Genomic DNA, 24,292 nt, shown 5'->3' on the forward strand with positions numbered 1-24,292 from the left:
CGCTTCTCTTATTAAAGACGTTCAAAAAACGGTGTGCGGGAGGAACCTTGACAGTTTCGTTCATATCAGGAGGCTCCAGGCACTCCCCGCGGAAAGCAAGTGACTGCAGCGGAAAGGAACGGTCACAGTTCGAACCACTGACGCAAACATTTCATAAATTTGCCACGAATCTTCACAAAAAAAACATCACTGCACGCACAGAATTTTATATAATAGAGGAGGTGTAAAAGCCTCTTCTTTTTTGTTGTTTAGGAAATTATAAAGAATAATAGGCTGTGGGTAACATAACAAAGTTATCATCGTCCAGCTCCAGCGCCTAGATCCTCTGTCAGAACAAATCCGTCAAAAAAGTCAAAACCGGACTTTTCCGCCGGATTCTTATCTGCCTATCGGATCTGACCAAGGCGCTTGCGCTTTTGTTCTGTGCAAAAAAAGAAGATAAGCAAAAGCCTTCTTTTCGAAATATAGCTACATATAGGAGTTGTTTAACCTATGCTTGATTTTAATCAGCAGGCGTTGCTTGGCCTTATGTCTCACCTCGTGTTTATTCCGGTTACCTGGTGGGCGCTGCAGGCGCTTCATATTGAAAAAGCCATGAAAAAAGGAAAGGTCATGCAAGCGCGTGCGCTGCTGATTCTGCTTACAATCGCCATCTCAGGTGCTGTCAGCAATTTTTTTCTTGATTATTTAATATGGTCCCGCCAGCTGCCTTTTTTATTTTAGGGCCTTTTTTACCGGTTTATTTCAGCACTGACACAGCCAATTCACTTAGCCAATAGATCAGGCAAGCATGCTGACATCATCTTTTCTTTGTTTTCGTACGTTTAGGCAACTGACAACAGGGGAATATGTCCTACAGATTAGGAAGTGAACAGCACGAGCTTGTCTAACAATGACGACTTTTTCCACGTATGCCGCACTCTCAAACGGTAACACTGTTACTAGGGAGAGGACGTGGGGATATCATGAAAAAAGTCAGTTTAGCCATTATAGTATTTCTTATTTTTTTTACAGGTGCATTCGCTGCACACCAGACATTCGGAGCAAAGAAGGAAACGGAGCTTGAAACCATTGTAGAGGGCATGGAAGCACAGGGAATTGATGTAAAAAAATGGTCAATGTATTCAAAGAAGATGGTTTCACACGAAACCCGTTCTTTTGAAGATACAGTGAAACTTTTCCAAAATCAATTTCGTCAGTTTAAGTGGTCTGAGGACCGTGCGGACGGCAAACTACATAAGATGACAGGTACTTTTTTCGACAAGAATTCAGGATTTACCGAAAAACTCCAGATTCAAGCAACCGACACAAATGGATTTCAGCAATCGTATATCTTGTATGAGCTGAGCGGAGAGGGTTCCGGAAAAAAATGGGCGGAGATCTATGGGCATGCGCAGGCCAGAAGCTTCGACATTTTCCATGAAAATCCTACAATTTTCACTTGTGTCAATGGACAGCTTGATGATAAGATGAGTAGTGTTTTGCAACTTAAAGTGGATGCTTTGCTTAAACAATTTAACGCGGTGCCGGTGGAACAGCTTAAAGAGAAGTCGTTCATATCCGTGTCCGCACTCACGAAGGATTGGAATCATGTGATTCCGGCAGACTCAGGCAGCATGAACATTCAAATTGCGCTCAGAAGCGCAGGATTGGGCGGTAATACTAGCGTTACAGTAGGAACCCCAATCATAACGTCTGAATATTAATATATAGAAATTGGGACGCGGAGGGGAAGACCTTGGAAAAAATCATCGTCCGCGGCGGTCGTAAGTTAAACGGTACTGTAAAAGTAGAAGGTGCTAAAAATGCCGTTTTACCAGTAATCGCTGCATCTTTATTAGCCAGTGAACAAAAAAGCATAATCTGTGATGTGCCTACGCTCTCCGATGTGTATACAATCAATGAAGTGCTGCGCCATCTTGGTGCAGAAGTTCACTTTGAAAATAACCAAGTGTTTGTAGATGCATCAAATGAGCTAAATATGGAAGCTCCTTTTGAATATGTGCGCAAAATGCGCGCTTCTGTATTGGTCATGGGGCCATTACTAGCAAGAAACGGCCGTGCACGCGTGGCTCTGCCAGGCGGATGTGCGATCGGATCACGTCCAATTGACCAGCATTTAAAAGGCTTTGAAGCAATGGGAGCAACAATTAAAGTAGGTAACGGATTCATCGACGCTGAAGTCAAAGGAAGACTTCGCGGCGCCAAAATCTACCTTGATTTCCCAAGTGTTGGAGCAACTGAAAACATCATCATGGCTGCGGCTCTTGCGGAAGGAACAACCATCCTTGAGAACGTAGCAAAAGAACCGGAAATCGTTGACCTTGCCAACTACATCAACGCGATGGGCGGCAAAGTGCGCGGAGCCGGAACTGGAACAATCCGCATTGAAGGTGTGGAAAAACTGACAGGCGTTAAGCATCACATCATTCCTGACCGCATTGAAGCTGGTACATTTATGGTAGCAGCAGCAATTACTGGCGGAAATGTGCTTGTTCGCGGCGCCGTGCCTGAACATTTAGCATCTTTAATTGCAAAAATGGAAGAAATGGGCATCCAGATCACTGAAGAGGAAGACGGACTTCGTGTCATTGGCCCTGAAAAACTAAAAGCCATTGACATCAAAACGATGCCGCATCCAGGCTTCCCGACAGACATGCAATCACAAATGATGGCATTACTGCTGAAAGCGGAAGGCACTTCTATGATTACGGAGACGGTTTTTGAAAACCGCTTCATGCACGTGGAAGAATTCCGCCGCATGAATGGAGAAATTAAAATTGAGGGCCGTTCTGTCATCATCAATGGTCCAGCCAACATGCAAGGCGCTGAAGTTGCAGCAACAGACCTGCGCGCTGGTGCAGCACTTGTTCTTGCAGGCTTAGTATCTGAAGGCTACACGCGTGTAACGGAGCTTAAGCACGTTGACCGCGGCTACGTAGACTTCCACGGAAAACTTGCTTCTATCGGTGCAGACATCGAACGCATCACGGAAGAAAGCACTGTGAAATCAGAAAAAGCTGTCAGTGACATGAACGCATAAATTTATACGTATTTTTTCAGGAAGCCGGGGTAGATCTACTCCGGTTTCTTTTGTTTTTCTTAAAAAGAAAGACTTTATTAGTTTGGGTGTTTTCCTTATGATTTATACATAGATACTTATAAAAAACACCGTAAATGACAACGATAAATGCGGAGGAGGGAAAGAGATGAAAGTTATCATTGCGTGCTGCCTGATCACCGCATTTTCATTGTTTTCATTTACGAGCGACCTGCAGTCTCTGCTGACAGCGAACTATATCGGATTTATCTTCAGGAGCGATCCTGATTTCTCAGATTTGCTGATGACCGCTGATATCCAGTGGCAAAGCACATTTTATGTAATTTCCAAAACGGGACACGCGCTGTACTTCTTCTTTTTCACACTGATCATGACGTTTCTGTATCGTATGCGCACGGCTCTCCTTTGGGCTCTCTTTCTTGCGGTTTCATCCGAATTTCTTCAGCTGTACACAAACCGCAGCGGAAGAATCGTCGATATGCTTTATGATCTCACCGGAACTGCTGCTGCCATACTCGTACTTTTCATCATGAAAAAGAGCGCCGGGATTGTCGAAGGAAATCGCCGCAGCGTGCCGAAATGAATAATAGAAGTGCGTGAACTTTCCAATGTTTGGAGTCATAAACGGTTGTCCACCTCCATAGAATTGAACAGAGACGGTAAACGACATATCGGATATGGAGGCCCAGATGAAATCTTTGAAACCAATCGTTTTAGTACTCGCCGGATTATTTCTCATCATATTAATGATCCCAACACTCCTCGTAGCCCCCTTTATGAACGATCCATCAAGCGGAGAACTATCAGAAGACCTTCAAACCAAAAAGGGTGAACAGCTTATGCTTGGAAAATCCATGATCGATGTACCAGTGTACCGAAGCAGCTCGGAGAAAATTGAAAACATCCCGCTCGAAGAATATGTCATCGGCGTAGTCGCCTCAGAAATGCCGGCTGATTTTGAAGAAGAAGCGCTGAAGGCGCAGGCGCTTGCAGCGAGGACGTATGTGGTGAAGCAGATGATGTTTGATAAGCTGCCGAAAGTTCCTGAAGGAGCGGTCGTCAGCGACACAACCTCCCATCAGGTTTACAAAAACAACGACCAGCTGAAAAAACAGTGGGGCAAGGATTATAACTGGAAAATGACAAAGATCTACAATGCGGTAGCATCCACTCAGGGGCAAATTCTGACCTATGACAATAAACCGATCGATGCTTCCTTTTTCTCGACAAGCAACGGCTACACCGAAAACTCGGATGAATACTGGACAGCAGCACTGCCTTACTTAAAAAGTGTAGAAAGTCCGTGGGATGAAAAATCCCCTAAATATCATGACCAAACCGTCATCAACGTACGTGACTTCGAGAAAAAGCTCGGCGTGAAGCTCGGTTCTGGTGGAGAAGTCGGCAAAGTGATTGAGCGCACGTCCGGCAAACGGGTCGCCCAGGTCGACTTCAACGGCAAAAAGCTCAGCGGCCGCGAAATCCGCGAAAAACTCGGCCTCCGCTCAAGCGACTTCGCCTGGCAGCTCAAAGGCGACCAGGTTGTCATCACCACAAAAGGCTTCGGCCACGGCGTCGGCATGAGCCAATATGGCGCCAACTTCATGGCCCAGGACGGCAAAAAATACAAAGACATCGTCAGCTACTACTACCAGGGCGCCAAAGTCGGCAGTGCCGAACCGTTTATTGCCCAGTACACAGCCAGAAATTGAGTTTCTGCCCGCGGGATGGGTCCTGCGGGTTTTTTTGGAGGTATTTTGGGCAGAACATGGAGCGTTACTTGCCGCATAGATTGGAATACTTGGTGGAATGGTTCTTTTACTTGAAAAAGCAATTGCGTTACTTGCTGGAAACGGGTGTTCATTAGAAAATTTTCAATTAACTCCTATATGGCGGTGTGTATCCTTCATTCAGATGTCCTGTTCGAAGAAATTTTGGACATTCTTTAAGAGTGCACTTTACAGAGCTTTGAAAGAGCAAGATATCAAGGAGATAAATTCAAGTGATATTAAGTTTATACATTCTGTCCAAAATCAGGTAAGGAAAAAACGTTATAAAGTATGACAGCGGAAAAAAATTGAAGATGCGCTTCCATAAAATTCTGAAAGAGAGAAAAAGGAATTTGTCGAGCATTCCTATCAATAATGACGTTTTGAAACAGTATCTAAAGGGCGAATCTTTAGCAGATACCTTGCGGATCTTGATTATTCCTTTTCAGAAGAACATGAAAATGTAGTTATTCAAGCTTGTAAAATCAGGTGCGAGAGTCAAGAAGAAACTCATTCCATGATCAAGTAAAAAAATGTTTACTTAGAAATGTTTACCATATATAATGATGGATGGTTTATAAAACCAATATAATACATGGGGGAAATTATTTTGTTTAAATTAGGTAAGGTTGCTGTTTCTGGTCTTTTTGTTGTTGGGTTGCTTGCTGGCTGCGGAGATACAGAACAATCATCAGGTTCAAGCGAAAAGACAGAGGAAGCGAAGCCTGCTGATCAAAAACCTTTAAAGGAAGAAAAACCTTCCGAGCCAAAGAAAGATGAAAGCGGCAATACAGAGCTTTTGGAAGTTGGTCAAAAGGCTGAATCGGATGCTGCTAAAGCAGAACTTCTGAAAATCAAGCAAGTAAATGAGACTATTGATATTGCACCATTAAAAGTAACTGTAAAAGATGTTAAGGTGATTAAGCTTACTGACTTGGACCCTGCATTTGTGGAAGATCTGGTGTTTCAAACGCAATCGAATACTACTGATATAGAAAACGGATTCTCATACATTCAGGTACAATATACAGCTGAAAATACATCAGAAGGCAACGTTGACTGGTATGACCTGATGAACGTTGTTACAGATAAAGGTGAACAGATTGACGGTCAGATAAAAGATATGTTCTTTGATGACTCTGAAATGGATAGTGTTTTCATCGGTAAAGTAAAGAAAGATTTCCAAGATGGATTTATCGTCAAGGATGCAGAAATCGGTAAAGTGAAGCTGGTATTCGGCAACACAATGAACGCTGATACTTACGAGGACATTACTGGTCAGCAGACAGTTGAATATACATTAGAATAGATAAAATAAAGCTGGAGAAAATTTCTCCAGCTTTTTTATGCCATCTAATGTGTATGCTAATTGTAAAACTAATTATGCTGTTGTTTCTGAAATTTGCACTCAAAACACTTTATATTAATACTTTATGTTCTTTGCAGAGAGAGCTCTTCCGCAAAGTGCAATTGATCAATTATTTACAGAATAGATGGAAAGCGCTGCTTATTGCCGTGCTTTTTATTTTTATAAGCAAAAACGCGCCTCTCCACAGGCGCGTTTCTCTATTGAATCACTCGTTTCCCTACTATCACTAAATCGCGCTCCACTCCATCGAGCTCCGCAACACGTGGCATATTCGCCCACTGTTCAAAGCCGAAGCGCTTGAACAAGCGCAGGCTAGCTTCGTTGTGCCCGAATACAAGTCCTAGCAGGGTTTTGATGCCGAGTTCAGGGCATGCATCGAGTGCAGCCTGCAAAAACGTTGTGCCGATGCCTTTGCCGCGCACGTTTTGATCAATATAGATGCTGACTTCAGCGGTATATTGGTAGGCGGCACGTCCGTGGAAGGATTCAAAGCTGAGCCAGGCCACCACTTTGTCTTCATCCGTCATCACCCATATCGGGCGCATATCCGTATGGTTGTTGAACCAGGTTTCACGGTCGGCAACCGTAACCGGAGTCAGGTCTGCTGTCACCGCTCTGCTTTCAATTGTCGAGTTGTAGATCTCAACGATGGCGGGCAAGTCGCTGCGGACAGCTTTTCGAATAGGAAAACTCATAGATGATCACTCCGAATCATTTAGCTTTTTAAAAAGAGAGGTGATAAATGAAGGACGGTTTGCAAAATAAGTCACCTTCATTATATAGAAAGATACAAGTACACCGATGGCATCCTTCACCAGATCAATTACTGTAGCGGAACGGTACGGAACAAAGTACTGATGAATTTCATCTGTAGCCCCGTAAAGAATCGAAATCACGGCTGCAAAGACACTAGCCTTCGTGGTCCAGCGTCCGTTTGCGGCAAACGCCAGCGCGATGAGCCAGTAGAGAATCCCGAATTCAATCAAGTGAAGCGATTCCTTCATTAAGCGGTCAAACGAAAACGGCGTCTTAATAATGGCATCCGCCGGCAGGCTTGAGAGTATCCAAATGAGGATCATATAGAGAATGGGGGCGATTGTAAGCGCCCATTTGAAAATCGGCTTCTTCATTGACGTGCTCCTTTAGCTTGCTGATGGAACATAGTATACCATGTGTGCCGGAAAAATTTTAGAATCCATACATAATTTTATAACCTTCAGCAAAAAATAACTTTTTGAATTTTTTTGGCCCAGATGTATATATTTTCAGAATTCTGTTCAGAATGATTGCTGAGGTGATGATAGAATGAGAGAGGAAGAAACTAAACGTACTTCTCAAAACTCAAAAATGCAACAAATTTTCAGAAAGCGTTGGGTATTCCCAGCAATCTACTTAGTCAGTGCAGCATTGATTTTGACAGCCGTGTTATGGTATCAGTCAATCGGCAATGGTAACTCAGCAAACGATCCAAGTGATTATGGAACATCGTATCAGGATGAGCCGACACGTGAAGTAAACTCAGCAGTAGAAAACTTCGCAATGCCGGTAGCCGATGCAGATTCAGTATCTGTCATCCGCAGCTTCTATGAAGCAGATGCAACAGCAGAAGAGCAAGAAGCAGCACTCGTTTCCTATAATAATACGTACGAGCCTAGCAAAGGAATTGACCTGGCAAGAGAAGACGGCAAGGAATTCGAAGTCGCAGCTGCTCTAAGCGGTACAGTTACTAAAGCTGAAAAAGACCCATTACTCGGAAATGTCATTGAAATCGAGCACAAAGACGGCGTAACTACAGTTTACCAATCATTATCAAGCATGACTGTCGCAGCCGGTGACGAAGTTGAGCAAAACGAAATCCTCGGACAAGCTGGAAAAAGCCTGATCCACGAAGAAGATGGCGTACACGTTCACTTTGAAATCCGCAAAGACGGTACAGCAGTAAATCCCGTTGACTACATGGATAAGCCAGTTTCAGCATTGAACGAAATCAATGCTGAAAAAGAAGCACCTGCTAAAGAAGAAGAAGGTACTGAAGACGCAGAAAAAGGCGCTGAGGAAGAAAAGGGCGCTGAAGAAGAAAAAGGTGCTGAAGAAGAAAAAGGCACTGAAGATGCTGAAAAAGGAACCGAAGATGAAAAAGGTTCTGAAGAAGGCAAAGAAAAAGAAGACGCTGGTAAAGAGGGCAAAGAAAAAGGCAACTCTGACGAGCAGTCTGAAGCTTCAATCAGCACAAAAAACGCATAATAAGCATCACTCTATAGATTGTCTATCCGCTTAGGGATAGACTATTTTTTTGTTTTTGGATATTTGGCCGGTTAGTTGCAGGAATACCTCTTTTACTAGAAAAAGATGATCTGTTACTTGCCACAATGCGCGGAATACTTGCCGGAATACCTCTTTTACTTGAAAAAACAGATCCGTTACTTGCCCCAACCAGCAGTCTCCTAAATAACAACCCGCATCCTTCATACTCAAACCCTCGACAAATTTTTAAGAAAATACCCACTCCGCCAAAACATAAAAATACACTTTCAAAGTGCCCCAAAACACAAATTATAAAAAAATTCGCACAAATCCCTTGTCCCTCTTGACTTTTTAGCATATATCTTCAACCAAGCTAATAAAATGTTACAAACCTAACAAAGAGAGTGTCTGAGGTGAGGGATCGTAAGTTATATACATAGGCGCAGCTGCGTCTTGGTGCGAGTCTCATTTCACACTTCTCACATCCATTTTAGGGAGGTCGAGTGGTGTGCACGATTACATCAAAGAACGTACTATCAAGATTGGAAAGTATATCGTGGAGACGAAGAAAACTGTTCGCGTGATTGCGAAGGAATTTGGCGTTTCTAAAAGTACTGTCCATAAGGATTTAACCGAAAGGCTGCCTGAAATCAATCCAGAGCTTGCGAATGAAGTAAAAGAAATTCTTGATTATCATAAATCCATCCGCCATTTGAGGGGCGGGGAAGCGACGAAGCTGAAATACCGGAAAGAGGATATTTTACAAGAAGAGCCTGTGAAATAAGAATTCTGCCTGTCTTTCTTGCAATTTCGACAAATCCCTACAAAACCTTTTACAATTTCAACCTTTTTTTAGTAAATTGTGATACAATATGAAATTAGGGCACAAAGTAGGAAATGCTGGGATCAGATTGCAAGGAGGATATGGAAAGAATGTTTGCAAGGGATATTGGAATTGACCTTGGTACTGCAAATGTACTAATTCATGTAAAAGGAAAAGGCATCGTTCTGAACGAGCCGTCTGTAGTTGCACTGGATAAGAATACTGGCAAGGTTCTTGCTGTTGGCGAGGAAGCCAGAAGAATGGTTGGACGTACTCCTGGGAATATTGTTGCGATCCGTCCATTGAAAGACGGGGTCATCGCGGATTTTGAAGTAACAGAAGCGATGCTCAAGCACTTCATCAACAAATTAAATGTAAAGGGTTTATTTACGAAACCCCGGATGCTTATTTGCTGTCCGACGAACATTACCTCTGTTGAACAGAAAGCCATCAAGGAAGCTGCTGAAAAAAGCGGCGGAAAAGACGTATTTCTTGAAGAAGAGCCAAAGGTTGCCGCAATCGGCGCCGGTATGGACATTTTTCAGCCTAGCGGAAATATGGTTGTAGATATTGGCGGTGGAACGACGGATGTCGCAGTTCTTTCAATGGGCGATATTGTCACCGCCTCTTCTATTAAGATGGCTGGGGACAAGTTCGACATGGAAATTTTGAACTACATCAAAAAAGAGTACAAGCTCTTAATTGGTGAACGTACGGCTGAGGATATCAAAACGCAAGTCGCGACAGTATTCCCAGGCGCACGCAACGAGGAAATCGCTATTCGCGGACGTGACATGGTGTCAGGTCTGCCAAGAACCATTACAGTCAACTCTGAAGAGGTTGAAGGCGCACTGCGCGAATCAGTCGCTCTCATTATTCAGACAGCGAAAAGCGTCCTTGAGCGCACTCCGCCGGAGCTTTCTGCGGACATTATCGACCGCGGCGTCATCCTGACAGGCGGCGGAGCCCTTCTGAACGGCCTTGATCAGCTGATGGCAGAAGAACTGAAGGTTCCTGTCCTGATCGCTGAAAATCCAATGGACTGCGTGGCAGTCGGAACAGGCATCATGCTTGATAACGTCGACCGTCTGACTAGACGCAAAATCGTATAATCTATGAGAAACATCAGTCATACTGGCTGGTGTTTTTTTCTTCTTCTCCTAAACCTTTCGCCCTCCCAGCCGATTTTAAGAGTGTAGAAGCTTAACTTTATAATATTTACAAATTTATACTGTGCGGAGTCTTGAACTCCGCTATAATGAAAAATAGAGAAAATTGCCTAAATACTCTTAAGAGGTGGAACGATGCTAAGAGGCTTTTATACTGCATCGGCGGGAATGCTCGCCCAGCAGCGGAGAACGGAAATGCTCTCCAATAATATTGCAAACGCCAATACCCCGGGCTATAAAACAGATCAGGCTGCGCTCAAAGCGTTTCCTGAAATGCTTCTGAAAAGAGTGCAGGACAACAAACTGCCTCAGGAAGTCGGCTCGATCAACACAGGTGTCTATCTTCAGGAAATGATTCCCCAGTTCGCTCAGGGAGACCTGCGCGAAACGGGCATAAATACAGATATAGCTTTGCTTGAAACGGCTGTGCCTGAAAACGGCACGCTGATGTTCGGCGTGCAGCTTCCGGACGGCGAGGTCCGCTACACGCGAAACGGGCAGTTTACGAGAAATGAGAACGGACAGCTCTCCCTTGCAGGCAATCCGGTTCTCTCAACGGACGGACAGCCGATTACGCTTGCATCTGACGAGTTTGAGATATTGCCGGACGGCACGGTCAGAGTAAATGGTGAGGCGGGGTCGCAAATCGGCATCTTCTTTTCAAACAATACAGCAGGTCTGGTGAAAGAAGGGAACGGTCTGTACCGGACAGAGGATGGCACTGAGCTTGATGCGGCTGCCGGCAACCCGGACGTTGCCTTTCAGTTGAAACAGGGTTTCCTTGAAGGATCCAATGTGGATGTATCAAGGTCCTACACGGAGATGATGACCGCCTACCGCGCCTTTGAAGCGAACCAGAAGGTGCTGCAGGCCTACGACAGAAGCATGGACAAAGCCGTCAACGAGATTGGCAGAGTCAGATAGGAGGAGAAGTATGCTGCGATCTATGATTACCGCATCGAACACACTTGGTCAGCTGCAGCAGCAGCTTGACCTGATTGGAAACAATATGGCCAACATCGACACTCAGGGCTATAAACGGACGCAGACCGGCTTTTCTGATTTGCTTCAGCAGCAAATGGACAACGGCGGCCCGGATGACAGCCTTGCCGGCAGATCGACTCCTCTTGGCGTGCGATCAGGATCGGGTGCGGTGCTGACTGCTCAGACCGCCTTTTCACAAGGAGGCATTAAGACAACCGGCCGCGAACTTGATTTCGCACTGACTAAGCCTGGACAATTTCTGCAGGTGGAAGCAGGCGGGGAAATTCAATATACACGGGATGGCGCAATGTATTTGAATCCTGCTCAGGACGGGCGCCTTCAGCTTGTCACGTCTGAGGGGCACGCTGTTTTAGATGAGAATCAGAATCCGATTTTTCTGGATGCTTCTTTTAAAAACAGTACCGTATCGGCTGGCGGAAGATTGACGGCAAATCCATCCGGTGAAACGGTTCAGCTTGGAATTGTAGGAATTACCCAGCAAACAATGCTTGAAAAACAGGGCGGAAATCGGTACGCTTTAAAAGAGATCGCTCCAAATGGAACAGTTGCCTTTTTAGAGCCTGAACAAGTCGGCATCAAACAGGGTGCCCTCGAAATGTCCAACGTCGATCTTTCAAAAGAAATGACCGACCTCATGATTGCGCAGCGGTCTTATCAACTGAACTCAAAATCAATCACCATGGGCGATCAAATGCTCGGGTTAATCAATAGCGTCAGATAAGGGGTTTTTACAGTGAGTGCAAACGAACAGTCTCGTGAACATGTGAAACAGAAAAAGAACAGCGAAGAGAAGAGCGAAAAAAGTCCGAAAATCAGAATCAGGCTGATTCCCATCTGGCTGCGCATCATTCTTTTGCTTCTTTTCATGGCCATTGCCGTCACCAGCGGCGCGATGATTGGATACGGTGTACTCGGCGACGGAAAACCAACAGATATCTTCGACAAACAGACGTGGCAGCACGTCATCGACCTGGTCGAAAAAGAATCCGAAAAATAAGGAGGGCGAACCCCTCCTTTTTGTGTATAATAGAACTATTAGGTTGTACTAGGAGGAGGTCCTAAAAATGCTCGACATCAATCAAATCAAAGAAATTATCCCGCACCGCTACCCGTTCCTGCTCGTGGACAAAGTCATCGAAGTTGAAGAGGGCAAGCGCGCCATCGGACTCAAAAACGTAACAGCGAATGAAGAATTCTTTAACGGACACTTCCCGGAATACCCTGTCATGCCGGGCGTCCTGATCGTGGAAGCACTGGCCCAGGTCGGCGCCGTCGCCATGCTCATCAAAGAAGAAAACCGCGGCCGCCTCGCCTTCTTCGCAGGCATCGACAACTGCCGCTTCAAAAAGCAAGTAACCCCTGGCGACCAGCTCCGCCTCGAAGTCGAAATCATCCGCCTCCGCGGCTCCCTCGGCAAAGGAAAAGGCGTCGCTACTGTGAACGGTGAGGTTGTTTGTGAAACTGAATTAATGTTTGCATTGGGTGAGAAAAAAGAATAACGGTTTGAAGGACGATCCTGGGAGGGGTCGTTTTTTGTTCGTCTAAATTAGGAGGCAGCGGGGATATTTCAAGTAAACAGTGGATTTCGGCAAGAAAGGGTCGGCTTTTTCAAGAAAAAGAGGCATTTTGGCAAGTAATTCGCGTCGAGTAGCAAGTAAAGGACGAAGTGTTACCCCACGGACTAATTTCAAAGACTGGAATGCCCAAAAGCGTCTTCGAGCAGGGATCATATACGTAGTTTGCACACTGTAAGTTAGGAGGCGTCTGGAAAATTTCAAGTAAACAGCTGTTTGCAGCAAGTAAAGGGTAAGATTTTTCAAGAAAAAGAGGTATTTAGGCAAGTATTCCGAGCTAAGTGGCAAGTAAAGACCAAAGTGTTGCCCGCGCTTCTTGTTTAGAGATTGGAATGCCCAAAAGCGTCTTCGAGCAGGGATCATATACGTAGTTTGAACACTGTAAGTTAGGAGGCGTCTGGAAAATTTTAAGTAAACAGCTGTTTGCAGCAAGTACAGGGTCGGCTTCTTCAAGAAAAAGAAGCATTCAGGCAAGTAACAAACATTGAGTATCAAGCAAAAGGCAAAGTATAGTCCAGAAACCGACCAAATAAGTTTCACATGAAGACAGGATTATCAAACATAACAGAGAACTGCTACAAGTGAATACTCAACGAAGGAGTGATTAGTTGATTGTAAAAGAATTGCAGCCGTCAATAAGGCTTAGAAAGCTTGAGGCATTATTGAGAAGGCTGCCCAGTCATCACAGAGAAAGACGCAGGGTGGAGGACGAATATGCCAGAAGGATGGCAGGCTACCGCGGAGAGCAGTCAGTGGGCTATCACTTGACCCCGTTGCTGAGCAAGGAATTTCTTGTATTGTATGATATAAGAATGCAGCAGAACAGTTCATTTTACCAAATGGATATACAGATTCTCACACCTGCATTCTTCGTCATCCTGGAAGTAAAGAACATGAGCGGCACACTATGCTTTGATCAGCCGTTCGGGCAGCTGATACGTACCTTGAACGGGAAGGAAGAGGCGTTTTCGTGTCCGATTGTTCAGGTGAAACGGCAAGCGCATTATTTGGAAAGCTGGGCGAATCTATACAGGATTCCGGTTCACTCTTTTGTTGTTATCAGCAACCCTGCAACCATCATCAAATCTATCCCCGCCTACTCCGATATAGTCGTCAAGACGGTCATTCACGCTGCCGCTCTTGAAGAGAAGATTACCTCCCTTAGAACACGTCACAGGGAACCGCTCATAGCCCCAAAAGAACTAGTCAAGCTCTCAAAAAAGCTGAAAAATCTTCATGTTCCCGACAATCCCGATTTACTAGCAATGTTTCAAATCCGAAGAGATGAGCTTCTAACAGGCGTACACTGTCCTTCCTGCAGCGCCCTTCCGATGCGAAAGATAAGCGGCATTTGGTCATGCAGAAAATGCGGTTGCCGTACGAAAACAGCACATCTTAATACGTTAGACGATTATGTTCTCTTATTTGGTACAACGATTACAAACAGACAAGTCAGAGAGTTTCTCCAAGTATCCTCCACCTTCTCGGCCTCCAAGCTTTTGGCTGACCTCAATCTCCCTCACACAGGCACCTACCGAAACAGAGCCTATCTTCTGCCTGCACCCACATAAAATCCCCAAAACTAACACACCCTAACCCCGAACAACCACCACGAAAGGAGCAACCCAACATGAAAAAGAAATGGTACCTAATAGCAGCAGGATCCCTGCTTGCGATGATGCTTGCAGCGGGATGTCAGGATGATCAGGATCCGGCGCCTCCGGAGGATAACAACATGGAGGAGGAAGTGCCGAACGACGAGACACCTCCGGCTGAGGAAGAGACGGAAGACGACATGGAACAGGATATGGAAGAGGATATGCAGGAAGACGAAGGCAAGATGGAAGATGAGATGAAAAAAGATGAGAAGCATATGGAAGAAGATATGAAGCACGACATGAAATAGGCAAAACAAAAAGTCCCTTCACGGTTGAGGGGACTTTTTGGTGTGGATTTCGCGCTGTTCATTGAGTTTTTGTCTGAAGGCGTGGACGAGATCGTCGCCATGAAGGCCTTTGGTGAGCAGATCACCGAGGACTTTTTCGGGCTCGCTTTTGGATTTCCGGGCGAGCATGCGGCCTTCAAATAGTACAGATATATGCTCTTCAAGGACCATAATGGATTTGATGTTTGCCATAATTTCAGCAGGCTTGTTCGTTTTTTTGGATATGGTGACATAGAGGCGCAGTTCGGCATTCTGCTTCGACAGAGATTCGAAGTATTCATTCTGGTCTTTCGGCAGAAGCGCTTCGATCATCCAGTGATTCTCGCCGTCTTCTTTGTTGATGATCAGTCCGTCCGATAGGGAGATTTCGTCAAAGCGTACACCGTTCTCTCCCTCAAGTTCAATTGTCAGTCCCACGAGTCTAAACGTTTTCATAAACACCCTCCTTGGTCCAGTTTATCGTTCTCATATGGTTATTGTTACATTATACCATACGAAAGGAGCGGGACACCAAAGGAAGGGATGAGCCGAATTATTCAATTATCTTTTGTATCTCCAGAATTGTGTGCTAATGGCGTTCTGCAACTCCTGAGGCCTGCCCTAGCATCTTTCTTTCCGTGTATCATGCACTTTACTCCTAACGTATAAGATCTGATCCGGCACCACATACAGAAAAAGGGAGGAAAATCCATTCTAAAAGCGGATAACAGAGTATAAATGAGATTAATTACACATTTTTACAATAAATGAGAAAATATACCCATTATTAGCGTTTTTCAAACTCTTCTCTATTTGTTATTTTGGAAAAGTAAACATTTAAGAAAAGAGGATGATCAGTGGAAACCTTCAAACTTAAAACCATTTCAGTAAAAGACCTTCAGGCATCAGGTGGAATTGTGCGGGAGAGGCTCAATAACGTACCCATGACTCTCAGATTGGGAGAGGTCATCGGAGGAAAAGTAAAGCACCACCATTTTCAGGTCAACCGGGAATCCTCCGTCGAGATCCTCTACGAAATACGGGAAAAGCAGCAATTCATCCGTATACTGTTCGATTTGCTCAAAAATCAGCTTTCCATTCACTCGTTCATGTGGACACATGAAACTAACCGCTATGAACAGACAGCCATAGAAGAGCAGCTCATGACATCAAAGGCCTTTCAAACCATTCTTCATAGCATCACATTTTCAGGCAGTGATCAACAATCCTATCTTTTTCAGCTTCATAAAAAATAGAAAAAAGCCCAGAATATGATGCTCAAAATCAATTCAAAACAATATTTTCCTAAATTAAAAACTTCATTATCACCCGGCAAAATTTGATTTTCACGATTTTTCCTTGGCTCTAAAACCCGTTACAATGGTCATGCAAGCTAAGGAAAGGAGGAACCACGTGATCAACTCAGTCGTGCTCGTCGGACGCTTAACGAAAGATCCGGATATGCGCTACACAGCAGACGGTGCCCCCGTCGCTAACATCACACTTGCAGTCAACCGCACCTTTAAGAACGCATCAGGTGTCATGGAAGCAGACTTCGTCAACTGCACCCTCTGGAGAAAAACCGCAGAAAACACGGCAAACTACTGCCGCAAAGGCTCCATCGTCGGCGTCTCCGGCCGCATCCAAACCCGCAACTACGAAAACTCAGAAGGCAAGCGCGTCTACGTCACCGAAGTCGTAGCCGATTCCGTCCGCTTCATGGGCGGACAAACCCGTGAACTCGCCGTAACCGAAAAACCGCAGCCGCTGCAGCAAACCCAGCCGCAGTAACAACAGGCTGCACCTCCCTCACAGACAGAGAATCAATGAACGCCCCGTTTACCCACACACTTTGGCCGGCCGGATTGATCTGGCTGGTCGTTTTTGATTTCTTTTACAGCAGCCATTGCGAACCAGGCAAGTAAAGAAGAGTTCTTTTCTAGTAAAAGAGGTATTTTTGCAAGTAAACTGCAGATTCCGGCAAGAAACGGAGTCTCCGTCCGGTCTACATACCCTAGCACCTACACCGAACTAGGAGGCAGCAGGGAAAATTCAAGTAACCTTGCCAACCTTGCAAGTAAAAAAGAGCTCTTTTCTAGTAAAAGAGGTATCCCAGCAAGTAAACGGCAAGAAACGGAGTCTCCGTCCGGTCTACATACCCCAGCTCCTACGCCTAACCAGGAGGAAACTGGAAAAATTCAAGTAACCCCGCCAACCTTGCAATTTAAGAAGACATCTTTTCTAGTAAAAGAGGTACTCCCGCAAGTAAACCGCCAATCCAGGCAAGTAACGACCACCAAGCTGCAAACAAAAAGCCAGCTCCCCAACAGGAACTAGCTTCACAAACCATTCTATTTCCCAACCTTCTTCCCAATCAGCTCATAAAGCTTTCGCCATTCGGGACTCATGGTGTCTTTTTCTTTCGGCTTTTCCTGTTCTTTCTTCTTGGCCATGTCGCGCGCCTCCTAGCTGATGGATAGGGTGAAGAGCTCTTCGAGTTCGTCTGTTGAGAGCTCGGTGATCCAGCTTTCGCTCTGGATGATTTCATCATTCAGGGACTGTTTTTTGTCCAGCATAACGTCGATTTTCTCTTCGATGGTGCCGGTTGTGATCAGCTTGTGCACGTGCACGAAGCGGCTCTGTCCAATACGGTACGCGCGGTCGGTTGCCTGGTTCTCGACAGCGGGATTCCACCAGCGGTCGTAGTGGACGACGTGATTGGCGGCTGTCAGATTCAGTCCGGTTCCGCCGGCCTTTAGGGACAGAATCAGAATCGTATACTCCCGGTTCTGGAACTGTTCGACCATTTTATCGCGCGCAGCCTTAGGCACACTGCCGTTCAAAAACAGCACCTTTTCACCAAACTCGCGCTCAAGCAGGGACTGAATCATTTCACCCATGCCGATATACTGGGTGAAAATCAGCAGACTCTCATCCTGCTCGCGGATCGCGCCGACGAGCTCCAGCAGCTTCTCGATTTTATGAGAACGCGTCGTCACAGACGCGGCACGCTCTTCTTTCAAATAAAGCGCCGGATGGTTACAAATCTGCTTCAGCTTCCCAAGCATCTTCAGGATCAGCGCCTTCCGCTGCATCCCTGCAAGCTGCGAGACCTGGGCGAACGTATCCTTCACAAGCTGCTCATAGAGAGAGGCCTGCTCAACAGTGAGCGGGATGTACTCTTTTTGCTCCTGCTTCTCAGGCAGATTCAGCGCCACCTGCTCATCGCGCTTCGTGCGGCGGAGCAGGAACGGTTTGATCAGCTGCTGCAGGTTGCCGATGATCTTCGGATCGCGGTCCTTCTCAATCGGGAGCACAAACTTTTTATGAAAGCTGTGCAGGCTGCCCAGGAACCCGGTATTGATAAAATCAAAAATCGACCACAATTCCGTCAGGCGATTTTCCATCGGCGTCCCAGTCAGGGCGATATGGTGATGGCCCTTCAGTTTGCGGATCGCCCGCGACTGCTTCGTATGGGCATTCTTGATATTCTGCGCCTCATCCAGGCAAATCGTGCTCCAGGGAACAGTTGCAATTTCCTCATGATCCGCGTGAGACAGGCCGTACGACGTCAGCACAATATCGGCACCGGCAATCGAAGCCGCGAAATTCTCACCTTTAGCCCGGTTCGGACCATAGTGGAGATGTACCTTCATATCCGGCCCAAACTTCTCGATTTCCTTTTGCCAGTTGCCGAGAACAGAGGTAGGGGCAATGATCAAAAAAGGCGCCGGCATGTTTTCATGCTCAAGAACATAGGCGAAATAAGCGATCATCTGAATCGTCTTACCGAGACCCATATCATCCGCCAGACATCCGCCAAACTTGAACTTCCGGAGAAACAGCAGCCAGTCAACGCCTTGCTGCTGATACGGGCGCAGCTCGCCAATGAAGGTAGCAGGCACATCATGCTTCGGAATATCCGTCGTCTGCGTCAGCTGGCGCAGCATGGACTTCATCTGCTTGTTCAGCTCAATATGGATATTCGCAAACGCGCGCGCATCCATAACCTCATCTTCATCATCACGTGTATCCGCAAGCTCCTGCTGCAGGATATCGGAAAAATGCAGGCCCTCTTTTTCCGCCTTTTTTAAAATCGACTGCACGTGCTTGATAAAAGCAGGGTCAAGCTTGATCCACTGTCCTTTAAAATTCACAAGACGGCGGTTCGCATTCACCATCTGCATGAACTCATCTTCGCTCAGCTCAACACCGTTGGTCGAAAACCGCCAGTTAAAGTCAATCAGCGAGCTCATGCCGACAAAGGACTGGCCGCGAGGGGAGGAAGACATCTTCGCCTTCAGCATCACCTTGGAGTCGCGAACAACCTGCCACCACGATGGCAAGAGGATCTCAACTCCTGTATTTACAAACGTCTCACTCGCGCTCGTCAGGAAGAGCCACGCCTCATCCTCGGATATATGCGTGTTTCCGTTCTTAAACGACAGCCACGGCACAATCTCCTCAAAGCGCTGCTGCTCCCGTTCAATCCGGTCCATATAGCTGCGCCACGGAGCGGGAAGATCCTTCAGCCCCTGGAAAAGGTGAAACGAATCCGGATTTTTCCGGTCACGCAAAAACAGCTCAAGCTTCCAGTCATCCCCGTCATAATCCGGCTCATTCAAGCGCAGGCCAATCGTAAACGGTGCATCATCAACAAGGTAGCCGATTTTCTCAAGCCAGTCGCGTTCATCCAGAAAATGACCTTCAAACGTCTCGGCAGCTCCGTAAGCATTCACTATATCGCCCCACGCTACGCCAAGATCGGGGTTTTGCTCAATCAAATCATTCACAGCAGCAGACAGCCAGTCAGCCGTAAACCCTTCAAGCTCGCCGGCCGTATCGCGCCATCCGAACGCACCGCTTTTCCAGCGCTCATAATCCGGCATAAATTCACCCGATACGATACAGTCGTATATCGCTTCCGCTGCATCGATCAGCGATACGGCATCTCCGCTGTATTCAACATCTGCTAGCGAGTTCGTCGTGTCTTTTCCAATCAGCTCGACCATCATCCACGGCGACAGGAGCACAGAAGGGACCCCGATATAACTCACGTCCTCAAGCATCGATCCGTAGAAAGACGATTCATGCCAGGCGAAAAGATAGCGCCTCATATGATTGGTGCCGAGCACTTTCTCATCTTTTGTCGTGCACCAGATGTAAAAGTGAAAATTCTCGATTTGTTCGGTGTGAACGGAGATCTTCAAATCATTCAGCATGAATCAACTTTCCTCTCTTCAGCTCCTCCTGAAAAGCCCGCAGGCGCCGATGCTCATGCGCAAGCTTCCCAAGATAGATTTCAAATTGACTTTCTTTCTTCAGCTTCTTATATAACGTGCGCGCTTTTTTCAAATACCGCACAGCAAATTTATAATTGCTCCGCGTTTTCTGGGCAATCTCATGGCGTATCGCATGGTGATACACCGTCAGCAGCGATTCCGGACTTTCCTTCTCGACAACTTTCAGCAGATCTCGGTCAATCTCATACAGCTCAAATCCAAGAAGCAGCTGCAGCTCCGCCCACGTCTTAAACTGCTTCCGGTTAACCAGGAAATGATGATACTCCGCGTAGCTGAAAGGCAGGGATGCGCGGCACGCATTTTCATACAGACGCTCATCCTTTGACTGCATTGAATAGTCCCCGAGCAGATCAAGATAATACCGTATCGCTCTGCGCTTTTCTTCATATGGAAGCTCGCTGTTGATATACGCATCGATCTTTCCATGCATATGAGAAAACCATTTTCCGGCACGTTTCCAGTTTTTCCGGGAAATAATATCTTCCACCCAATCATACAAAACGACAAAGCCCGCATCCGAAAACATCGCCATCTTCTCAAACAGGACATCGTCATTTCCAAGCAGATACTCCATATGCAAAAGGGCAAGCCCGTACTCAGGCTTCATCTCCGAGCTTTGCTTATCTTGCAGCCACTCCGCCTCTTCGGTTACCCACTTCTTCTGATTCAAAAGAGCCGTCCAAAGCGAGCGATATACACTCAGTCGTTCATATTGCATATAGTCGCTCACATCTAGCAGTCTCCGGAAAACTTCTATACTATCCTTCAGCAGACCGTCAATCGAAAACGGCAGAGCAAACTTCCGCATCTCACGAAGTTCATAGGTAATCGTATCGATGCACTCTTCGAGATAAGAATGATACACATTATGCAACAAATGCTCCCCGGGCTTCGTCTCATTAAGCAGACGAAGCATTTGGAACAGCACAGCAAGATTCGCGTGAATCAAATAAAAGCGCCTGAGATCCGCATCTTTCGGAACCTTCTTCTTAAGTGCTGGATAGTAATGATTGTACAGGCTCTGGAGCTGCTGCACGGTGCGCGGGCGGTTTTCCGCCCAGCGCTCGTATTCAAACTCAAAATAGGCTAGCCAGCTCTCAAGCGAATCCTCCTTCCAGCTCACAGAAGGAACCAGCTTGCTCGCTGGCTTCAATTGGGCCAGAATCGCCCTCTGGGCCTTGGCATTCCAGGCGTCCATATACGTTCCGACTGCTTCCGTACTTGCATATAAATAAAGAAAGGCAGCCGCAGCATGACGGCATGGAAAAGCAGCTGGGCACGTGCACGAACTCATCGTGAAAAAATCAAGCTCAAGCACCACCCGCACAGGCGTCACATCCTGCACATTCGCCTTCACCGTGTGCCCGTCAATCTTCACATTATAAACACTGCCCTGCCGGTACAGCATCAAACCCTTTTTCATCAGCTGCCGATCATCCTCCGAATTCGGCGACAGCATATCCTGCAGCTGCTCACCTGCCTGCAGAATCAGTTCTTTATCCAGTTCGTGCTGAAGCATGGCGTACCGCTCCTTTTTGTTAAGTTATAAATTATATATAGATTACCGATTTGAGGCGGCACTGTTTTCTGGTGTCCAGCTCCATCGTCCAACTCCTCGGCCAGAACAGAATCCCCCAAAAAGTCAAAACCGGACTTTTAGTGTGATTCCTTATCTGTCTGTCGGAGCTAAACGGACGATTCCGCTTTTCTAGTCATCTCTACATTATAACTCAAAAAGAATAAATCAGAAAATGTCAGCGACATAAACAAATTAGGTTTAGCGGAAAGAAAATTCGGGGACATAAACAATAGTTCGACACGAATGGTATAAATAGTTGCCAGCCGACACAAAACGCAGTATAATCTGCTTGTTGTATATTTTTGTAAAATACAAGAAAGGAAATTTGTAGAATGAAAGAAAACAATCTAAAGCAAGAAGAACTTCTGCAAATTTTAATGAGCGCCTACCAAAAAGGCGAACATTCAAATGAAATTACCACCAAAGAACTGCTCGATGAGCTGATCCTACAATTCAGAAAAGTATATGCCTCATAATAAATGAACACCGAAAAGAGTCCGCAATCAAAAGTGTGCGGACTTTTTTCGTCTACATCCTACCAAAGATCTATTAAACTATTCCTAAACCTCACCGATAATTAAGACATAAACATTTAGACATTTGTCGACAAGATTCGAGGGGGATTTTAAATAATGAGTCAATGGATTACACCAGAGGAAATGGAACGGAAGAGAGAGCTGAAAAAGCGCGTCGTTACTGTAACCATTCCTGTTTTAACAATTGCAATCACAGCGCTTGTAACCGTTTTAATAAATGGCCTATAATTCGTCAGGAGATTCGCGTTTTTGCGGGTCTCCTTTTTGCATTTTAAAAAAATTAATACACTATTTACAAAACCTTGTTATAATTGTCATTATTGTTCAACAAACTACAAGTTTTTACAAAATATAAGAAATTAATCACATGCAATGTAAAAATTTGTAGCGTATATGTAGGTCTTTTATTATAATGGTTCTTGTGCTTTTTTCTAATACATACCAAAAAACGGAGGTCAACATGGAAGAAACTATCAGCTTGAAAGAGCTGTTTCGAACTTTAAGGAAACGTCTTTCACTCATTATTATTATCACGGCCATTGCCGCAGCCACAAGTGGACTTATCAGCTTTTTTGTTCTTACTCCTATCTACCAGTCTTCTACTCAAATTCTAGTGAATCAGACTAAAAGTGATCAGCAGGCTTTTCAATATAATGAAGTACAAACCAACCTGCAGTTAATTAACACTTACAATGTCATTATTAAAAGTCCAGCTATTTTGGATAAAGTTATTCAGCAATTAGACCTCAACATGAGTACAAGTGAACTCAACAGCAATGTAACAGTAGAAAGTGAGCAAAACTCACAAGTAGTAAATATATCTGTTCAAGATGAAAATCCAAAGCAAGCAGCAGAAATTGCCAACACAATTGCAGCTGTCTTTCAAAAAGATATAGCTCAAATTATGAGTGTTAACAATGTCAGTATTCTTTCTAAAGCCGATTTAGGAACAGACCCTTCTCCAATTCAGCCAAAACCTTTGATGAATATTGCAATAGCAATGGTAATAGGTCTTATGGCAGGTGTGGGTCTAGCATTCCTCCTAGAATTCCTTGATAACACAATTAAAACCGAAGATGACATTGAAAAACATCTTGGCCTTCCTGTATTAGGTGCGATTACCCGTATTGACATGGAACAGGAAATCAAAAATCAAAAGAATGTGCAAACGAACGTTTCTAGAACGAGAGGTGAGAGTTTTGGCTCGTAAGGACCGCAAGCAGTTGTTTCAAACGCAAAGCAGAAGTTTAATTTCGATGACAGCTCCAAAATCACCGATTGCCGAGCAATACCGAACGATCCGTACAAACATTCAATTTTCAACGGTTGACGAAGATATTACATCAATGATTGTTACGTCAGCAGGACCAGGGGATGGAAAATCAACAACGGCAGCAAACGTTGCTGTTGTGTTTGCTCAACAAGGGAAGAAAGTTTTGCTTGTAGATGCCGATTTGAGAAAACCTACAGCGCACCATACTTTTAAAATGGACAATCACTCCGGCTTGACAAACGTCTTGACAAAGCAAATTAGTGTTACTCAAGCAGCAAAATACACAGAACAAGAAAATTTATATCTATTATCGAGCGGACCAATTCCTCCAAATCCATCTGAATTATTGGCCTCAAAAGGAATGAAGCAGCTGATTGAGGATGCAAAAAGAGACTTTGACATGATCATCTTTGATACGCCTCCGGTACTTGTTGTTACAGATGCTCAGATTCTAGCGAACTTAGTTGATGGTGCTGTGTTGGTTGTCAGCAGCGGCAAAACAGACTTTGAGGGAGCGAAAAAAGCAAAGGATGCCCTATTACAAGCCAAAGCAAAAATTCTAGGTACTGTTTTAAATAACAAAAAGCAACAGGATAGTCAGTATTACTATTACGCAACAAAATAAAGGAATATCGACAAAATATAATTCTTTTGAACTGGTTT

Annotated in this window: 27 protein-coding genes; 21 read left to right on the forward strand and 6 right to left on the reverse strand. The window is 45.3% G+C overall.

The window, feature by feature from the left end:
• Positions 1-492 precede the first annotated feature (492 nt).
• From ACTSEZ_RS17350 to ACTSEZ_RS17375, 6 genes are all read left to right on the forward strand, one after another.
• Positions 493-723, forward strand: coding sequence for a DUF1146 family protein (locus tag ACTSEZ_RS17350; protein WP_029284972.1), 231 nt, complete (start codon positions 493-495; stop codon positions 721-723).
• A 242-nt stretch (positions 724-965) separates the two neighbouring features.
• Positions 966-1,706 carry a YwmB family TATA-box binding protein gene (locus tag ACTSEZ_RS17355; protein ID WP_369735590.1) on the forward strand — a complete coding sequence of 247 codons (741 nt, stop codon included), beginning with the start codon at positions 966-968 and terminating at the stop codon, positions 1,704-1,706.
• Positions 1,707-1,738: 32 nt separating this feature from the next.
• Positions 1,739-3,043: a UDP-N-acetylglucosamine 1-carboxyvinyltransferase gene (gene murA, locus ACTSEZ_RS17360; RefSeq protein WP_320154835.1), complete on the forward strand. Its 1,305-nt coding sequence runs from the start codon at positions 1,739-1,741 to the stop codon at positions 3,041-3,043.
• A gap of 166 nt (positions 3,044-3,209) precedes the next feature.
• Positions 3,210-3,644, forward strand: coding sequence for a VanZ family protein (locus ACTSEZ_RS17365; RefSeq protein WP_369735592.1), 435 nt, complete (start codon positions 3,210-3,212; stop codon positions 3,642-3,644).
• Between the two features lie 106 nt (positions 3,645-3,750).
• Entirely contained in the window at positions 3,751-4,773 is a 1,023-nt protein-coding gene (gene spoIID, locus ACTSEZ_RS17370) for a stage II sporulation protein D (RefSeq protein ID WP_369735594.1), read from the forward strand.
• A gap of 667 nt (positions 4,774-5,440) precedes the next feature.
• Complete coding sequence (locus ACTSEZ_RS17375; protein WP_369735595.1) at positions 5,441-6,139, forward strand: hypothetical protein; 699 nt, start codon at positions 5,441-5,443, stop codon at positions 6,137-6,139.
• A gap of 257 nt (positions 6,140-6,396) precedes the next feature.
• Here the strand turns inward: ACTSEZ_RS17375 and ACTSEZ_RS17380 are convergent, their stop codons facing one another.
• Both ACTSEZ_RS17380 and ACTSEZ_RS17385 read right to left on the reverse strand, forming a co-directional pair.
• Positions 6,397-6,894 (reverse strand): GNAT family N-acetyltransferase, encoded by a 498-nt coding sequence (locus ACTSEZ_RS17380; protein WP_369735596.1) that lies wholly within the window; start codon positions 6,892-6,894, stop codon positions 6,397-6,399.
• 6 nt (positions 6,895-6,900) lie between these two features.
• Positions 6,901-7,329, reverse strand: a complete 429-nt coding sequence (locus tag ACTSEZ_RS17385) for a VanZ family protein (RefSeq protein WP_369735597.1) — start codon at positions 7,327-7,329, stop codon at positions 6,901-6,903.
• Between the two features lie 175 nt (positions 7,330-7,504).
• On the opposite strand from ACTSEZ_RS17385, the gene spoIIQ reads away from it, so the two are divergent.
• Entirely contained in the window at positions 7,505-8,443 is a 939-nt protein-coding gene (gene spoIIQ, locus ACTSEZ_RS17390; RefSeq protein WP_345741239.1) for a stage II sporulation protein SpoIIQ, read from the forward strand.
• 22 nt (positions 8,444-8,465) lie between these two features.
• Here the strand turns inward: spoIIQ and ACTSEZ_RS17395 are convergent, their stop codons facing one another.
• Positions 8,466-8,801: a hypothetical protein gene (locus tag ACTSEZ_RS17395; RefSeq protein ID WP_369735598.1), complete on the reverse strand. Its 336-nt coding sequence runs from the start codon at positions 8,799-8,801 to the stop codon at positions 8,466-8,468.
• Between the two features lie 150 nt (positions 8,802-8,951).
• Between ACTSEZ_RS17395 and spoIIID the strand changes: the two genes are divergently transcribed.
• From spoIIID to ACTSEZ_RS17435, 8 genes are all read left to right on the forward strand, one after another.
• On the forward strand, positions 8,952-9,227 hold the full coding sequence (gene spoIIID, locus ACTSEZ_RS17400; RefSeq protein WP_029284957.1) for a sporulation transcriptional regulator SpoIIID: 276 nt from the start codon (positions 8,952-8,954) through the stop codon (positions 9,225-9,227).
• 149 nt (positions 9,228-9,376) lie between these two features.
• Positions 9,377-10,378 (forward strand): rod shape-determining protein, encoded by a 1,002-nt coding sequence (locus ACTSEZ_RS17405; RefSeq protein WP_369735720.1) that lies wholly within the window; start codon positions 9,377-9,379, stop codon positions 10,376-10,378.
• A 192-nt stretch (positions 10,379-10,570) separates the two neighbouring features.
• Positions 10,571-11,359 carry a flagellar hook-basal body protein gene (locus ACTSEZ_RS17410; RefSeq protein ID WP_369735599.1) on the forward strand — a complete coding sequence of 263 codons (789 nt, stop codon included), beginning with the start codon at positions 10,571-10,573 and terminating at the stop codon, positions 11,357-11,359.
• 10 nt (positions 11,360-11,369) lie between these two features.
• Positions 11,370-12,161 (forward strand): flagellar hook-basal body protein, encoded by a 792-nt coding sequence (locus tag ACTSEZ_RS17415; protein WP_369735600.1) that lies wholly within the window; start codon positions 11,370-11,372, stop codon positions 12,159-12,161.
• A 12-nt stretch (positions 12,162-12,173) separates the two neighbouring features.
• Positions 12,174-12,437 (forward strand): DNA-directed RNA polymerase subunit beta, encoded by a 264-nt coding sequence (locus ACTSEZ_RS17420; protein ID WP_369735601.1) that lies wholly within the window; start codon positions 12,174-12,176, stop codon positions 12,435-12,437.
• Between the two features lie 67 nt (positions 12,438-12,504).
• Positions 12,505-12,939: a 3-hydroxyacyl-ACP dehydratase FabZ gene (fabZ, locus tag ACTSEZ_RS17425; protein WP_369735603.1), complete on the forward strand. Its 435-nt coding sequence runs from the start codon at positions 12,505-12,507 to the stop codon at positions 12,937-12,939.
• Positions 12,940-13,622: 683 nt separating this feature from the next.
• The gene (locus ACTSEZ_RS17430; protein WP_369735604.1) at positions 13,623-14,585 is read left to right on the forward strand and encodes a nuclease-related domain-containing protein; all 963 of its coding nucleotides are present in this window, start codon (positions 13,623-13,625) and stop codon (positions 14,583-14,585) included.
• 59 nt (positions 14,586-14,644) lie between these two features.
• Positions 14,645-14,920, forward strand: a complete 276-nt coding sequence (locus tag ACTSEZ_RS17435; protein ID WP_369735605.1) for a hypothetical protein — start codon at positions 14,645-14,647, stop codon at positions 14,918-14,920.
• A gap of 18 nt (positions 14,921-14,938) precedes the next feature.
• Here the strand turns inward: ACTSEZ_RS17435 and ACTSEZ_RS17440 are convergent, their stop codons facing one another.
• A complete protein-coding gene (locus ACTSEZ_RS17440) occupies positions 14,939-15,394 on the reverse strand; it encodes a YwpF family protein (RefSeq protein WP_369735606.1) in 456 nt (151 codons plus the stop codon).
• A 401-nt stretch (positions 15,395-15,795) separates the two neighbouring features.
• Between ACTSEZ_RS17440 and ACTSEZ_RS17445 the strand changes: the two genes are divergently transcribed.
• The gene (locus tag ACTSEZ_RS17445; RefSeq protein WP_369735607.1) at positions 15,796-16,194 is read left to right on the forward strand and encodes a hypothetical protein; all 399 of its coding nucleotides are present in this window, start codon (positions 15,796-15,798) and stop codon (positions 16,192-16,194) included.
• A gap of 157 nt (positions 16,195-16,351) precedes the next feature.
• Entirely contained in the window at positions 16,352-16,729 is a 378-nt protein-coding gene (gene ssb, locus ACTSEZ_RS17450) for a single-stranded DNA-binding protein (protein WP_369735608.1), read from the forward strand.
• Positions 16,730-17,403: 674 nt separating this feature from the next.
• On the opposite strand, the gene ACTSEZ_RS17455 is transcribed toward ssb, so the two are convergent.
• Both ACTSEZ_RS17455 and ACTSEZ_RS17460 read right to left on the reverse strand, forming a co-directional pair.
• On the reverse strand, positions 17,404-20,160 hold the full coding sequence (locus ACTSEZ_RS17455; RefSeq protein ID WP_369735609.1) for a DEAD/DEAH box helicase: 2,757 nt from the start codon (positions 20,158-20,160) through the stop codon (positions 17,404-17,406).
• Positions 20,150-21,760 carry an SWIM zinc finger family protein gene (locus ACTSEZ_RS17460; RefSeq protein WP_369735610.1) on the reverse strand — a complete coding sequence of 537 codons (1,611 nt, stop codon included), beginning with the start codon at positions 21,758-21,760 and terminating at the stop codon, positions 20,150-20,152. Before ACTSEZ_RS17460 ends, ACTSEZ_RS17455 begins: the two co-directional genes overlap by 11 nt.
• A 392-nt stretch (positions 21,761-22,152) precedes the next feature.
• Here ACTSEZ_RS17460 and ACTSEZ_RS17465 point away from each other — a divergent pair, with 392 nt between their 5' ends.
• The 4 genes from ACTSEZ_RS17465 (at position 22,153) to ACTSEZ_RS17480 (ending at position 24,254) form a co-directional block, all read left to right on the forward strand.
• Entirely contained in the window at positions 22,153-22,296 is a 144-nt protein-coding gene (locus tag ACTSEZ_RS17465; protein WP_087946346.1) for a YwzD family small protein, read from the forward strand.
• Positions 22,297-22,452: 156 nt separating this feature from the next.
• Positions 22,453-22,584 carry a hypothetical protein gene (locus ACTSEZ_RS17470; protein ID WP_267881656.1) on the forward strand — a complete coding sequence of 44 codons (132 nt, stop codon included), beginning with the start codon at positions 22,453-22,455 and terminating at the stop codon, positions 22,582-22,584.
• Positions 22,585-22,816: 232 nt separating this feature from the next.
• A complete protein-coding gene (locus ACTSEZ_RS17475) occupies positions 22,817-23,566 on the forward strand; it encodes a YveK family protein (protein WP_369735611.1) in 750 nt (249 codons plus the stop codon).
• Positions 23,556-24,254 carry a CpsD/CapB family tyrosine-protein kinase gene (locus ACTSEZ_RS17480; RefSeq protein ID WP_369735612.1) on the forward strand — a complete coding sequence of 233 codons (699 nt, stop codon included), beginning with the start codon at positions 23,556-23,558 and terminating at the stop codon, positions 24,252-24,254. The genes ACTSEZ_RS17475 and ACTSEZ_RS17480 overlap by 11 nt, the downstream gene beginning before the upstream one ends.
• Positions 24,255-24,292: the final 38 nt, after the last annotated feature.

The organism is Metabacillus mesotrionivorans, assembly GCF_052171315.1.
Classification (GTDB): Bacteria; Bacillota; Bacilli; order Bacillales; family Bacillaceae; genus Bacillus_P.